We start from the raw sequence: 15,046 nt of genomic DNA, 5'->3' as shown, positions 1-15,046 counted from the left end.
TGGCTAAGACTATAGCGTAAAGCGCTGATGGAAACGCCAGTAGCGGCCTGCTTTTGAGATTAATTCGGCGTGCGAACCGGATTCGATAATTTGTCCCTGATCCATAACGCAAATGCGGTCCATGGCGTCTAAACCACTTAAGCGATGCGTCACCATAATCAGCGTTTTGCCGCGGGTGACGTGTTGCAATAACGCCAGAATTTGCTGTTCGGTGCTGGCATCCAAACCTTCGGTAGGTTCATCCAGCAGCCACAAATCGCCATCATGCAGCAGGGCGCGTGCTATCGCCAGACGACGCAGTTCGCCGCCGGACAACGGTCGACCGCCGTCGCCCATCCACGCATTCAATCCTTCTTTGTGTTCGGCGAGATGGGCCAGACCCACCTTGTTCAACGTCTTAACCAGTTGCTCATCGCTGGCATCGGGTTTTGCCAGCAGGAGATTGTCGCGCAGCGTTTGGCTGAACAGATGCACGCGCTGTGTTACCACGCTAATGCGGCTACGCAATGAAGCTTCATCCCAGGCGGCAAGATCGCTATCGTTGAGGCTAATTGAACCTTGCTGCGCTTCCCAACCGCGGGTAATCAGCGACAGCAGACTGGATTTGCCGCAGCCGGTTGGACCGAGCAGCGCCAAATGCTCACCTGCATTTAACGATAGGGAAAAATTCTGCAACACCGGTTCGGGGCGCTGCGGATAGCTGAAGCGGATGTTTTCCATTTTCAGGCTGATACCTGATGGGCTACTAATTTTTGCGCTGGGAAAACGGATCGCGGCGGGCTGTTCAATGATTTCCTGTACCCGCTTAGCGGCGCTGGTCACCTGCGACAGCGGCAGAAACGCTCCGGCAACCGGGGCCAGCGCTTCAAACGCCGCCAGTCCGCAGAACACAAACAGCGCGATCAATGCGCCCGGCGAACTGTTTCCACCCACGCCATTCGCGGAAATCCATAGCAACAGCGTAACCGTCGCGCCGCTGATGACCAGCAACAGACTTTGCGCCAGCGCCTGCAGGCAATGTTGTCTGCGTTGCGCCTGTTGCCACTTCTGTTCATCGCTATCAAGTTGGTCGCGCCACTGTTGTGCTGCACCATAAATTTTCAGCTCAGACAGGCCAGTAATCCAGTGCGTCAACTGCATGCGCCAGCTGGCCTGATGCTGGGCGATTTGATGTCCGGCTGAGGTGCCAAGCCGCCAGAACAGCGGAGGCATGAGCAACAGCGTCAAAAGCATCATACCGCCGAGCAGCAAAGCTAACGGTACATCCAGCAGCGCCAAACCGCAGGTGACCACCACAATCACCACCGCTGCACCGATTAACGGCGAGATCACACGCAGGTAAAGATGATCGAGTGTATCCACGTCGCTGACAAAACGGTTGAGCAATTCGCCATGACGAAAACGAGCCAGCTGTTCCGGCGATAGGGCGATAAGTTTGCTAAAGGTGAATACGCGTAAATGTTGCAGCACGCGGAAGGTGGCATCGTGGCTCACCAGGCGCTCAAAATAACGTGCAGCCGTGCGCGTGATCGCCGCGCCGCGCACGCCGGCAGCGGGCAACATGTAATTGAACGTATAAAGTCCCGCTACGCCCGCCAGCGAAGAGGCGGCAAGGAACCAGCCGGATAAAGTCAGCAATCCGATGCTGGCAAGCAAAGTGATAATGGCGAGAATGATGCCAAGTCCCAAACGCCATGGATGACGGCTAAACAAACGCAGGAAAGGCAATAAATTATTCATTATGCGATCTCCTTCCGACGATGCTGCGCCATTTCACGCAAAGGTCCATCTTGTTCAATCAGCTGCTGCCAGGGACCTTGTTGCACCAGTTGCCCGGCCTGCATCACCCACACTTCATCCCAGCTAGCGAGCTCGTTGAGTTGATGCGTGATCATTAGCGTGGTTTGCTGGGTGGCCGCCTGCTGCAGTGCGCGGATAACATGTTGCTCACTTTGGCTATCCAGCCCAGAACCGGGCTCATCAAGCAGTAGCAGTTGTGCCGGTTTGAGCAGGGCTCGCGCCACGGCAATACGCTGCGCTTGACCGACGGAAAGCCCCACGCCGCCATCACCTAAAAGAGTATCTAATCCGTTTGGCAGACGATCTAAAAATTCGTCAACGCCCGCGCGCTGCAGAACCGACATGAGCGTCGCGTCATCAATGGGGCTATTAAGCAGCAGGTTTTCGCGTAGCGTTTGCGCGGGTAAATGCGGATTTTGGCCAACCCAGGCAATGTATTGTTGCCAGCTATCGCGGCTGATATCACGCATTTCCTGCCCGTTAACCTGCAGTGAACCTTGATAGGGCAGGAAACCCAGCAAGACGTTCATCAGCGCTGTTTTGCCTGCACCGCTTTGTCCTACCAGCGCTACACGTTTACCAGTATCGAGAGTGAAATTGAGCGATTGAGAGAGCGCTTCACCGCCAGCAGTCATGACCACCAAATTCTGAGCCTGAATATGCAGCGGTGTAGTGAGAGAAAGCTCGCGAGAAGCGTGCTCTTCGTGTGGATCGGGACTTTCGCGTAGAAACTGGTCCAGCGCATCAGCTCCGCCAATCGCTTGCGCTTTGGCGTGATAAAAGGTGCCTAAGTCGCGCAACGGCTGGAAAAATTCAGGCGCCAGAATAAGTGCCAGGAAACCAGCAAACAGCGTTACACCGGTGCTGTAATGACCAAAATTCAGTTCGCCGAGATAAGAGAAACCGAAATAGACCGCGACGACAGCAATCGCCAGTGAGGCAAAAAATTCCAGCACGGCAGATGAGAGAAACGCCAGGCGCAACACTTCCATAGTGCGTTGCCGAAAATCGGTGGTGCTGGCGGCAATCGCTTCTTGCTCTGCCGCAGCGCGATAGAACAGGCGCAGCGTTTCACGTCCACGCAGACGATCGTAAAAATCACCACTTAGCCGGGCGAGAGCAACAAAGTTGCGGCGATTGGCATCTGCAGCGCCCATGCCAACCATCGCCATAAATAGGGGAATCAGTGGCGCGGTGACCAGCAGAATCAATCCCGCCGCCCAGTTAATTGGAAAAATGGCGATCAATATGGCTAACGGAATAAAGAGTGCCAGCGACATCTGAGGCAGATAACGCGCGTAGTATTCCTGCATCTCTTCGATTTGTTCGAGCAGTAGCGTAGCCCAACTGCCTGCTGGCTTACCTCGAATCCAGGCGGGACCGAGCACATTGAGTCGATCCAGAACCTGCTGACGCAGCGCACGGCGAATGGCAACGCCGGCGCGATGTCCTGCCATTTCGCGGGCGTAATGCAATCCGGCGCGCAAAACAAAGCACAGCAGCAGCAACAGAAAATCGGTGAGCAGTGATGCGCGCGGTTGCTGTGCGACAAGCAGATTTTGCAGCAGCGAAGCCAGTAACCAGGCTTGGGCGATAATGACCAATGCGCCAGCAAAACCCAGCAGCGAAGCCGCACGTAAGTTGCGCGCACCGTGATGACGTTGCTGACGGAGCCAGCGGAGAAGTTCTTGTTGCCGTGATTTGTTCATGCGATGCCGTTTGGTAACTCAAAAGAGATGTGAATCCCGGATGAAAACCCAGCAATATCGGGCGCGTGAACTGTAGCACGCAGGTAACAAAAAAGGCGACCAAAACTGGCCGCCTTTTAGCGATTATGATCAGGTTATTAACAACTTACTTATCGTTTTTAACCAGTCCATCGAGGAAGCGTTCCGCATCCAACGCCGCCATACAGCCGGTACCGGCAGAGGTAATGGCCTGACGATAAATATGATCCATCACATCGCCGGCAGCGAACACGCCTGGGATGCTGGTTTGCGTGGCGTTGCCGTGCAAACCAGACTGCACTTTGATGTAGCCATTCTCCAAATCCAGCTGACCATTAAAAATTGCGGTATTTGGACTGTGGCCGATGGCGACAAACAAACCAGCGACGTCCAGTAATTCAGCCGCTTCACCTTTGGTAGACAGCAGTTTCAAGCCCGTCACGCCCATTTGATCGCCAACCACTTCATCCAGCGTGCGGTCGGTGTGCAGCACGATGTTGCCATTGCGCACTTTTTCCATCAGACGGTCAATAAGGATTTTCTCAGCGCGGAAACTGTCGCGACGGTGAATCAGATGCACTTCTGCAGCAATATTAGCCAGATAAAGCGCTTCTTCAACGGCAGTGTTACCGCCACCAATGACGGCAACTTTCTGATTGCGGTAGAAGAAGCCGTCGCAGGTCGCACAAGCAGAGACGCCTTTGCCTTTGAACGCTTCTTCTGATGGCAATCCGAGATAACGTGCCGATGCGCCAGTGGCGATGATCAACGCATCAGCAGTGTATTCACCGCTGTCGCCGACCAGACGGAACGGACGGTTCTGCAAATCGACGGTATGAATGTGGTCAAAAATGATCTCGGTGTTGAATTTCTCGGCATGCTCTTGCATGCGCTCCATCAACGCTGGACCGGTCAGATCGTTTGCATCGCCTGGCCAGTTCTCCACTTCGGTGGTGGTGGTGAGCTGACCTCCTTTCTCCAGTCCGGTAATTAACACCGGATTCAGGTTAGCGCGCGCTGCATATACTGCTGCAGTGTAACCGGCAGGGCCCGAGCCCAGAATGAGCAGCTTACTGTGTTTGGCCGTACTCATGCGTTCCTCAATTTTTTCTCTGACAACATAGTTTTTGATTGTAGGGAAATTAACGCTGCAAAAAAAGGCTCCAGCAATTTTGTTAACAATCACTGCGAGCGGCGTAGACGATGAGTGCAACTTTTGCACGCGCGTTGCGCCAAAAGGGGGCAATGCTCGGCAATTAGTGGTGCAGCAGCATAAAAATTCTCATTTAAAAACAGCAACCCAGAACTCTATCTGGCATCTTGTACTGAATTTGGATGTTTTACTTTGACAATCGCCTGCGCTTTTGCGAAAACATTGGGAGAAGCAGAGAATATTTAGCGATTCAAAACAGAATTTCATTTCTGTTTTGGGCTGTTTAGCCGAATAAACTCAGCCTGACATTGGTAGTGACGCATGATGTGGACAGACAACATGCGTCATACGGATGGACGCGTTACTGCACAGGCTTATGGTCTTCACTTCAGTAAGGCCCTGAACAATGAGCGTTTTCAGGGTGTGGCAGGTAAAGGGAAGGAATTAAGAGAGACAATAATAATGGTAGACAATAAGAAACGCCCCGGAAAAGATTTAGATCGTATCGACAGAAATATTCTGAATGAACTGCAGAAAGACGGTCGAATTTCTAATGTCGAGCTTTCCAAACGTGTTGGATTATCGCCAACTCCATGTCTTGAGCGCGTGCGCCGCCTCGAGCGTCAAGGCTTCATTCTGGGCTACACCGCGCAGCTCAACCCGCATTATCTGGATGCTTCACTGCTGGTTTTCGTTGAGATTACTCTGAATCGTGGTGCGCCAGATGTGTTTGAACAATTTAACGCCGCCGTGCAAAAACTTGAGGAAACTCAAGAATGTCACCTCGTTTCCGGTGATTTTGACTACCTGCTGAAAACCCGCGTACCGGATATGTCCGCTTATCGTAAACTACTGGGTGAGACCTTGCTGCGTCTGCCGGGCGTAAACGACACCCGTACTTACGTGGTGATGGAAGAGGTCAAACAGAGCAATCGTCTGGTGATCAAAACCCGGTAGTGCAGGGCAGGTGCAAAGCTTGCAGGATTTCGGTACACTCCTGTGAATTCATACAGGACCAGCGTCGGGCATGCCCGACGTTGTTGCCTTCTTAATTTACAGGCACCTGGAGAGTTCTCTTGAGCCAGGAATATACAGAAGATAAAGATGTTTCGTTACAACCGCTGAGCAGTGGACGTCGTCTGCTGGAAGCGTTGCTCATTCTTGTGGCCTTGTTCGCCATCTATTTGATGGTGTCGCTGGTTAGTTTTAACCCGTCAGATCCAAGCTGGTCACAAACCGCATGGCACGAACCTATCCATAATCTGGGTGGTAGCGTCGGCGCATGGCTGGCCGATACGCTATTGTTCATCTTTGGCGTGATGGCCTACGCCATTCCTCCCGTCATTATTGGTCTGTGTTGGATCACCTTCCGCCAACGTGATCGTCAGGATTACATCGACTACTTTGCCGTTGGTTTACGCCTGATTGGTGTGCTGGCCTTGGTGGTAACGACCTGTGGTCTGGCGGCGCTCAACGTAGATGACATCTGGTATTTTGCTTCCGGCGGCGTAATCGGCAGCCTGGTCAGCAATGCGATGGCACCGTGGTTCAGTTCGGCTGGCGGCACCTTGACGCTGCTGTGCGTCTGGGCTGCCGGCATCACGCTTTACACCGGATGGTCATGGCTGACGATTGCCGAGAAGATCGGCGGCGTGGTGATGGGTATTCTGACCTTTGCCAGCAACCGTTCACGACATGACGAACCCTGGCAGGAAGAAGAATACGACGACGAAGAGTTTGCTGATGAGGTGTCGCCTCCGATGCATGCTGCACACTCCGTTAATGAAGACGATGATGTGTTGTTAGCTAAACCGCGCAAGGTGAGCGAACCGGTTGCTGCGGAGTTGAGCGACGATCCGCTGCTGGCGAAGGCGAGTGCGGCAACTGCCGCTGCGATTGCGGTTACTACGCAAGCCGCACAGCAAACTCCAGCTACTATGCAGCCTGCTCCAGCCGCATCTGCCGAACCCGACGCAATGCCACGCGTTGCCGAAACCACGGCTCAGTCGATTCCGGCTCCTCAGCCTGTTGCTGCAGCGCAACAACCAATCGCGCAGCCTTCTGCTCCGCTCTATCGTTTCGAGATGCCAGGTCAAGCAGCACCTTCACCGTTTTCGCCGGCTGATGATGATGAGGGCCCGAGCATGGGCAACTGGCAGGATGCCGCTTCATCTTCTGCACCTTTAAACAGTCTCGCCGCCGCTTCACTTGCCGCTGGAGCAGTCAAAGCAGCGACATCACCTGCTGCTTATTCACCTGCCTTCGATATCGTACCCGAGCGTGATTACAACCCGCAGGTGAAGCAGGGCATTGGTCCAGAGTTGCCGCGTCCAAACAAAGTTAAGTTGCCAACACGACGTGAGTTAGCTTCGTACGGCATTAAGTTGCCTTCGCAGCGTATGGCGGAAGAGCAGGCTAAAGATGCTGAGCAGCAACAGCCAGAAGTCACTGCGTCTTACAGCGTTCCTCCACAGGAACAGGATGTTGAGCTGCAAGAGGCGCAGTTGCGTGAAGCCTTCGCGTCGCAGCAGCAGAATCGTTACGGTGAAAGCTGGCAGGAAGCGTCTGAGCCTGATGATGAGGATGCATTGCAGCAGGCTCAACTTGCACGCCAGTTCGCCGATCAGCAGCAGCAACGCTATACCGAACCTGAAGTGAAGGAAGCACCGGTATTTAATCTGGATACGTCGTCTGCTTTTGATTTTTCACCAATGAAAGATTTGGTCGACGATAGCCCGAGCGAGCCACTGTTCACTATTTCTGCATCGCCAGAGCCGGAAGAGCCCGCGCCGTGGCAACAACCTGCTGCGCCGGAGTCAGCGGCAATGCCGTCGTTGAGTGCTGAATCCAGCCCATGGTCGTCGCCGGAACAGGAAGCTTATTCTGCGCCGCCTGCACCAGTGAAACCTGCTGCGCCTGTGCAGGACAGCTTGTTCCATCCGTTCCTGGTTCGCCATGAACAGCCGCTGGAAAAACCTTCTACGCCGCTGCCCACGCTGGATCTGCTCACGTCACCACCGGCAGAAGAAGAGCCGGTGGATATGTTTGCGCTGGAGCAAACCGCGCGGCTGGTTGAAGCACGCCTGGCTGATTATCGAGTGAAGGCGGAGGTTGTAGGTATTTCACCTGGTCCGGTCATTACCCGCTTCGAGCTCGATTTAGCGCCAGGCGTTAAAGCTTCCCGTATTTCTAACTTGTCGCGTGACCTGGCGCGTTCTCTGTCTGCGGTTGCCGTGCGCGTGGTGGAAGTGATTCCAGGCAAGCCTTACGTCGGGCTTGAACTGCCAAATAAACATCGTCAAACCGTTTATCTGCGCGAAGTACTGGATTGCCCTAAATTTCGTGAAAACCCGTCACCGCTTGCAGTGGTGTTGGGTAAAGACATTGCTGGCCAGCCGGTGGTGGCTGATTTGGCGAAAATGCCGCACTTGCTGGTTGCCGGTACCACCGGTTCCGGTAAATCAGTGGGCGTTAACACCATGATCATTAGCATGCTGTATAAAGCCACGCCGGAAGAAGTGCGCTTTATCATGATCGACCCGAAAATGCTCGAGCTGTCAGTCTACGAAGGCATCCCTCACTTGCTGACCGAAGTGGTTACAGACATGAAAGATGCGGCCAATGCGCTGCGCTGGAGTGTTGGTGAAATGGAGCGTCGCTATAAACTGATGTCTGCGCTGGGCGTGCGTAATCTGGCCGGCTATAACGAGAAGATTGAGCAGGCTGCGGCGATGGGCCGACCAATTCCCGATCCGTTCTGGAAGCCGGGCGACAGCATGGACATCACACCGCCGGTGCTGGAAAAACTGCCTTATATCGTGGTGCTGGTCGATGAATTTGCCGATCTGATGATGGCGGTCGGTAAGAAAGTCGAAGAGTTGATTGCTCGTCTGGCTCAGAAAGCGCGAGCGGCGGGTATTCACCTGGTGCTGGCGACACAGCGCCCGTCGGTTGATGTGATTACCGGTCTGATCAAAGCCAACATCCCGACGCGTATCGCCTTCACCGTTTCCAGCAAGATCGACTCACGTACCATCCTCGATCAGGGCGGTGCAGAATCGCTGCTGGGGATGGGTGACATGCTGTACATGCCGCCAAACTCCTCAATGCCGGTACGTGTACACGGTGCATTCGTGCGCGATCAGGAAGTGCATGCGGTGGTTCAGGACTGGAAAGCACGCGGTCGCCCGCAATACATCGAAAGCATTACTGCTGGTGAAGAGAGCGAGAGCGCAGCTGGCGGAATGATGGGCGATGAAGAGCTGGATCCGCTGTTTGATCAGGCGGTTTCTTTCGTGGTGGAAAAACGTCGTGCCTCCATTTCTGGGGTTCAACGCCAGTTCCGTATCGGATATAACCGTGCCGCACGTATCATCGAGCAGATGGAAGCGCAGGGCATCGTTTCTGAACCGGGACATAACGGCAACCGCGAAGTGCTTTCGCCGCCGCCACACGAGATGTAATTTATCGCGTGCAGTTGTCTGCTTATGGGCCAGTTAACACTGGCCCATTGTTTATCTGTTGGTCGATCCCCATATCTTCGGGAGCTTTCGGCTTTTTCTCCTGTCGAAGAGACAGGATGGCAACTACGTTTAATGCTGTAAGTGTCGGGAAACAATGAATAAGGAATCGAATCAGATGAAATTACGCGTTATTGCCTGTGGCCTGTTGGCCAGTTTTGTTTCCGCATCAGTATTGGCGGATGCGTCCAGCGATCTGCAGCAGCGTCTCAATAAAGTGAACAGCTTCCACGCCAGCTTCAGTCAGAAAGTGACCGATGGCAGCGGCGCCAACGTGCAGGATGGTGAAGGCGAGCTGTGGGTGAAGCGCCCAAGCTTGTTCAACTGGCACATGACCGCGCCGGACGAAAGCGTGATTATTTCTGATGGCAAAAATCTGTGGTTCTACAATCCCTTCGTTGAACAAGCCAGCGTTAGCCTGCTGCAAAATGCTGCCAGCAACACACCGTTTATGCTGATTGCGCGTAACCAGCCAAGTGACTGGAAACAGTACAACATCAAGCAGCAGGGCGATAATTTCGAGCTAACGCCGAAGAGCAGTGACGGCAACCTCAAGCAGTTCACCATCAATGTGACATCGTCTGGCACCATCAATAAGTTCAGCGCGATTGAGCAAGATGGCCAGCACAGCGATTATCAGCTGAAGAGCCAAAACAACGGCGCTATTAGCCCAGACAAATTCACCTTTACGCCGCCAAAAGGGGTAACGGTGGACGATCAACGTCAGTGAGGTCACGGTGAGTAACCTGTCTCTGGATTTCGCTCCATCGAATGAGTTTCAGCCGCTGGCGGCGCGTATGCGGCCGGCGACGCTGCAACACTACATTGGGCAACAGCATTTGCTGGCGCCCGGTAAACCGCTGCCGCGCGCCATTGAGGCCGGGCATCTGCATTCGATGATTTTATGGGGACCGCCTGGGACAGGGAAAACGACATTAGCCGAGATTATCGCCCATTACGGTAAAGCTAATGTTGAGCGCATTTCTGCTGTCACTTCTGGCGTGAAAGAGATTCGTGAAGCGATCGAGCGTGCCCGACAAAATCGTCAGGTGGGTCGACGCACCATCCTGTTTGTCGACGAAGTCCATCGCTTTAACAAAAGTCAGCAGGATGCTTTCCTGCCGCATATTGAAGATGGCACCATTACGTTTATTGGTGCCACCACAGAAAATCCCTCGTTTGAACTCAACTCGGCGCTGCTATCCCGTGCCCGCGTATATTTACTCAAGTCTCTTACCACTGCAGATATTGAACAGGTTCTGTTGCAGGCGATGCAGGATGACGAACGCGGTTATGGCAAAAGCGATATTGTACTGCCGGATAATACGCGCCGTATGATTGCGGAACTGGTGAACGGTGATGCGCGTCGGGCATTGAATACGCTGGAAATGATGGCGGATATGGCCGAAAGCAACGCCGAAGGCCAGCGTGAATTAACGCCACAATTGCTCAATGAAGTTTCCGGTGAAAGGGCAGCGCGTTTTGATAATAAAGGCGATCGTTTCTACGATCTGATCTCCGCTCTGCACAAATCTGTACGCGGTTCAGCACCCGATGCGGCGCTTTACTGGTATGCAAGAATCATCACTGCAGGCGGCGATCCGCTTTATGTCGCACGCCGTTTGCTGGCTATCGCCTCGGAAGATGTGGGTAACGCCGATCCGCGCGGCATGCAGGTTGCGCTAGCGGCCTGGGATTGCTTTACGCGCGTCGGTCCAGCCGAAGGCGAAAGGGCGATTGCGCAGGCGATTGTCTACCTTGCCAGCGCACCCAAAAGTAATGCCGTTTACACCGCTTTCAAGGCCGCGATGCGCGATGCGCGCGAATTTCCTGATTACGATGTGCCGGAACATTTACGCAACGCTCCGACCAAATTGATGAAAGAGATGGGGCTGGGCAAAGAGTATCGTTATGCGCACGACGAGATTAACGCCTACGCCGCTGGTGAAGTCTATTTCCCGCCGGAAATGGCGCAGACGCGCTACTATCAACCGACTAATCGCGGGCTTGAAGGGAAAATTGGCGAAAAACTGGCCTGGCTGGCTGAGCAGGATCAAAATAGCCCGATAAAACGCTACCGCTGATAAACACCTTACTGTAAGGTGAGCAAGGATTTCATTGCATTCCATAGGGATGCAAGTCCCGCCATTCGTTCAATAAACCTTTTATTACACAGGATTAGCATGCTCGATCCCAACCTGCTGCGTAACGAGCCAGACGCAGTCGCAGAAAAACTGGCACGCCGAGGATTTAAACTGGATGTGGAAACCTTACGTTCGCTTGAAGAGCGTCGTAAAGTCTTGCAGGTAGAAACTGAGAATCTGCAAGCTGAGCGTAATTCCCGATCCAAATCCATCGGTCAGGCCAAAGCACGTGGGGAAGACATCGAGCCGCTGCGTCAGGAAGTGAACGCTCTGGGCGAACGCCTGGATGCGGCTAAAGCAGAACTGGATGCCCTGCAGAACGAAATTCGTGACTTTGCCCTCGCGTTGCCAAACCTCCCGGTTGACGAAGTCCCGTTGGGTAAAGATGACAGCGAGAACCAGGAAGTCAGCCGCTGGGGACAGCCGCGCCAGTTTGATTTCCCGGTAAAAGACCATGTTGAGCTGGGTGAAGCCGCCAAAGGTCTGGATTTTGCCGCCGCGGTGAAACTGACAGGTTCACGTTTCATTGTGATGCAGGGCCAGGTTGCGCGTCTGCACCGTGCGCTTAGCCAGTTTATGCTTGACCTGCACACGCAGCAGCACGGTTATCTTGAAACCTATGTTCCGTATCTGGTGAATCAGGATACGCTGTATGGTACCGGACAGCTGCCGAAGTTTGGTGAAGATCTGTTCCATACCAAGCCGCTGGGCGAGGAAGCGGGTAGCAGCAACTATGCGCTGATCCCAACCGCTGAAGTGCCGCTGACCAATCTGGTGCGTGATGAGATCGTTGAAGAAGAATCTTTGCCGCTCAAACTCGCTGCGCACACACCATGTTTCCGTTCTGAAGCCGGTTCGTACGGACGCGATACGCGCGGTTTAATCCGTATGCACCAGTTCGACAAAGTGGAAATGGTGCAGATTGTGGCGCCTGAAACCTCGATGGATGCTCTTGAAGAGTTGGTCGGCCATGCAGAGAAAGTGCTGCAATTGCTCAACCTGCCATACCGTAAAGTGCTGCTTTGTACCGGCGATATGGGCTTCGGCTCTGCCAAGACTTATGACCTTGAAGTTTGGCTGCCAGCACAGGACACCTATCGTGAAATCTCCTCTTGCTCCAACATGGGTGATTTCCAGGCTCGTCGTATGCAGGCGCGCTGCCGTAGCAAAACCGACAAGAAACCACGCTTGGTGCACACGCTGAACGGTTCTGGTCTGGCGGTGGGTCGTACTCTGGTGGCTGTACTTGAAAACTACCAGCAAGCAGATGGCCGCATTGAAGTTCCAGAAGTGTTACGTCCTTATATGGGCGGACTGGAATTTGTTGGCTAATCAATGCGCAATTATAAAAGCCCGGCAATGCCGGGTTTTTTTGTTTCTTAAGCGGTAAAATAATTATTTTTTAGTCGGAATTAATCAGAAATAAACGTTATCGACAATAAATGGCTGTTAACGATTAAAAATCGTAAATTCAAATAGATAGATGCCTGCCTTGTATCCTTCATTATGCTTCTAACCCGCTGAAGATAAAAAAAATAAATTGTTCCGCAGCAAATCGTGCGACGACGAATTTTTGCACATTGACTTTAAAATAGTGGATGGCAAACTGCGCGCAATTATCGTCATCTCTTTTGGTTTTATTCCCTATGTCAACCTGGTCGCGCCCCGTCGTTTTGCTGCTTTGCGGCTTAATGCTTATGACGGTGTCTATTGCTGTGCTTAATACGCTGGTACCGCTATGGCTTACCCATGATCAACTGCCAACCTGGCAAGTGGGTATGGCCAGCTCATCGTATTACACCGGTAACTTGCTGGGCACCTTGCTCGCGGGTTGGTTGATCACGCGTTACGGTTTTAATCGCTGTTTCTACCTCGCCAGCGTGCTTTTTGCCGTGGCGACCATGGGCATGGTGATGCTGGATGGTTTCTATAGCTGGACAATACTGCGCTTCACCGCAGGTGTCGGTTGTGCACTGATTTGGGTGGTGGTTGAGAGCGCCTTGTTATGCAGCGGTACCGTGCGTAATCGCGGTCAGTTGCTGGCGGCTTACATGATTATCTATTACCTCGGCACGGTTGCTGGCCAGTTGCTGGTGAGCCGCGTGTCAACCGAACTGCTCCACGTGATTCCATGGGTGACTGCACTGATTATCTGTGCGGTATTGCCGGTAGTGTTTGTGCATGTCAATACCAGCACTGCGACGGAAGAAGCTTCAACGGGTCGCCTTTGGGTGATGTTGCGTCGTCGTAGTTCTCGTCTCGGCATCAATGGCTGCATCATTTCCGGTATCGTTCTCGGCTCACTTTATGGCTTGATGCCGTTGTATCTGTCACATCAGGTTATGAGTGATGCAAACGTCGGTTACTGGATGGCGTTACTGGTCAGCTCAGGCATTGTCGGTCAGTGGCCGGTAGGACGTTTGGCCGATCGCTTCGGTCGCCTGATGGTGCTGCGTGTACAAGTGTTCGTGGTTATCATGGGTGCGATTGCCATGCTGGGTGATGCTGCGATGGCGCCAGCGCTGTTTGTGCTGGGTCTGGCGGGTTTTACACTCTATCCGGTGGCGATGTCCTGGGCGTGCGAAACCGTCGCGCATCATGAGTTAGTGGCAATGAATCAGGCGTTACTGTTTAGCTATACCGTGGGCAGTTTGGTGGGGCCGGGAATGACGTCAATGCTGATGCAGAATTACTCTGACCGCCTGCTGTTTGTGATGATTGCTGCAGTTGCACTGGTTTATCTGGTGATGTTACTGCGCAAAGCCGATCATCAGGCTACTCCTGTCGCACATGCTTAACGCATTCCCATGAAATAGTAAAAAGGGGAGCCGGTGGTTCCCCTTTTGTTTGCGGTTAATACATCACTTCATGGCCGTAGCTGGCGAGGATATTCTTCACTCGCTCCATGGTTTCCTTGCTCGGCGGCTTAACACCATCCAGCTTGTACTCTTCGCCCATGGCGATCCATTTGTGTTTGCCTAACTCGTGGTAAGGCAGCAATTCGATCTTCTCTATGTTATCCATATCTTTGGTAAACTCACCCAAGCGATGAACGGAGTCATCATCATCGGAGTAGCCAGGCACCACTACAAAGCGGATCCAGGTGCGTTTGCCTCTCTTCTGCAGATAGCGCGCAAAGTCCAGCGTACGATGATTGGAAACGCCCACCAGAATCTGATGCACATCATCGTTAATCTGTTTTAAATCGAGCATTACCAAATCAGTGGCATCAAGCAATTCATCGATCACCGGATCGTAGCGACGAACAAAGCCGTTGGTGTCGAGACAGGTATGAATGCCTTCTGCCTGGCAAGCGCGGAACCAGTCACGTACGAACTCCGCTTGTAAGATCGCTTCGCCACCCGACGCCGTCACGCCACCGCCAGATGCATTCATGAAGTGACGATATGAGAGCGCATCCTTCATCAACTCTTCAACGGTAACTTCTTTACCGCCATGCGTGTCCCATGTATCGCGGTTATGGCAATACAAGCAGCGCATGAGGCAGCCCTGAAAAAAGGTAATGAAGCGGATGCCTGGGCCGTCAACGGTGCCGCAGGATTCAAAGGAGTGGATACGACCGATGGTTGACATTGCGATGAGTTCTCCAGGTGGGCCTGAATATCAGGCAGCACAATCTATGTTGTGCTCTAAAAGTGAAAGTCGATTTTGCCAGGTCGCCAGCACCAGCAAACTGGCAAA

At 53.2% G+C, this 15,046-nt stretch carries 10 protein-coding genes; 6 read left to right on the top strand and 4 right to left on the bottom strand.

Annotated features, from left to right (window positions below; genetic code table 11):
* Positions 1-9: 9 nt before the first annotated feature.
* The 3 genes from cydC to trxB form a co-directional block, all read right to left on the bottom strand.
* Complete coding sequence (gene cydC / locus K5Y30_RS05585; RefSeq protein ID WP_222210664.1) at positions 10-1,740, bottom strand: cysteine/glutathione ABC transporter ATP-binding protein/permease CydC; 1,731 nt, start codon at positions 1,738-1,740, stop codon at positions 10-12.
* Complete coding sequence (gene cydD, locus K5Y30_RS05580) at positions 1,740-3,509, bottom strand: cysteine/glutathione ABC transporter permease/ATP-binding protein CydD (protein ID WP_222210663.1); 1,770 nt, start codon at positions 3,507-3,509, stop codon at positions 1,740-1,742. Before cydD ends, cydC begins: the two co-directional genes overlap by 1 nt.
* A 145-nt stretch (positions 3,510-3,654) precedes the next feature.
* Positions 3,655-4,620 carry a thioredoxin-disulfide reductase gene (trxB, locus tag K5Y30_RS05575; protein WP_222210662.1) on the bottom strand — a complete coding sequence of 322 codons (966 nt, stop codon included), beginning with the start codon at positions 4,618-4,620 and terminating at the stop codon, positions 3,655-3,657.
* A gap of 522 nt (positions 4,621-5,142) precedes the next feature.
* Here trxB and lrp point away from each other — a divergent pair.
* The 6 genes from lrp to K5Y30_RS05545 all read left to right on the top strand — a co-directional run bounded on the left by lrp (position 5,143) and on the right by K5Y30_RS05545 (position 14,142).
* Complete coding sequence (gene lrp / locus K5Y30_RS05570; RefSeq protein ID WP_006118610.1) at positions 5,143-5,637, top strand: leucine-responsive transcriptional regulator Lrp; 495 nt, start codon at positions 5,143-5,145, stop codon at positions 5,635-5,637.
* Positions 5,638-5,756: 119 nt separating this feature from the next.
* Positions 5,757-9,143 carry a DNA translocase FtsK 4TM domain-containing protein gene (locus K5Y30_RS05565; protein ID WP_222210661.1) on the top strand — a complete coding sequence of 1,129 codons (3,387 nt, stop codon included), beginning with the start codon at positions 5,757-5,759 and terminating at the stop codon, positions 9,141-9,143.
* 175 nt (positions 9,144-9,318) lie between these two features.
* Positions 9,319-9,930 (top strand): outer membrane lipoprotein chaperone LolA, encoded by a 612-nt coding sequence (gene lolA, locus K5Y30_RS05560; RefSeq protein ID WP_008102417.1) that lies wholly within the window; start codon positions 9,319-9,321, stop codon positions 9,928-9,930.
* A 7-nt stretch (positions 9,931-9,937) separates the two neighbouring features.
* On the top strand, positions 9,938-11,284 hold the full coding sequence (locus K5Y30_RS05555; RefSeq protein ID WP_222210660.1) for a replication-associated recombination protein A: 1,347 nt from the start codon (positions 9,938-9,940) through the stop codon (positions 11,282-11,284).
* Between the two features lie 99 nt (positions 11,285-11,383).
* Complete coding sequence (serS, locus tag K5Y30_RS05550; RefSeq protein ID WP_222210659.1) at positions 11,384-12,676, top strand: serine--tRNA ligase; 1,293 nt, start codon at positions 11,384-11,386, stop codon at positions 12,674-12,676.
* A gap of 314 nt (positions 12,677-12,990) precedes the next feature.
* The gene (locus tag K5Y30_RS05545; RefSeq protein ID WP_222210658.1) at positions 12,991-14,142 is read left to right on the top strand and encodes an MFS transporter; all 1,152 of its coding nucleotides are present in this window, start codon (positions 12,991-12,993) and stop codon (positions 14,140-14,142) included.
* A 55-nt stretch (positions 14,143-14,197) separates the two neighbouring features.
* On the opposite strand, the gene pflA is transcribed toward K5Y30_RS05545, so the two are convergent.
* On the bottom strand, positions 14,198-14,938 hold the full coding sequence (gene pflA, locus K5Y30_RS05540; RefSeq protein ID WP_101760963.1) for a pyruvate formate lyase 1-activating protein: 741 nt from the start codon (positions 14,936-14,938) through the stop codon (positions 14,198-14,200).
* Positions 14,939-15,046 lie beyond the last annotated feature (108 nt).

Source organism: Pantoea sp. DY-5, from assembly GCF_019795955.1.
In the GTDB taxonomy this organism is placed as follows: Bacteria; Pseudomonadota; Gammaproteobacteria; order Enterobacterales; family Enterobacteriaceae; genus Pantoea; species Pantoea leporis.
Note: the sequence above shows the minus strand (reverse complement) of the source record. Positions and strands in the feature narration are given on the sequence as shown.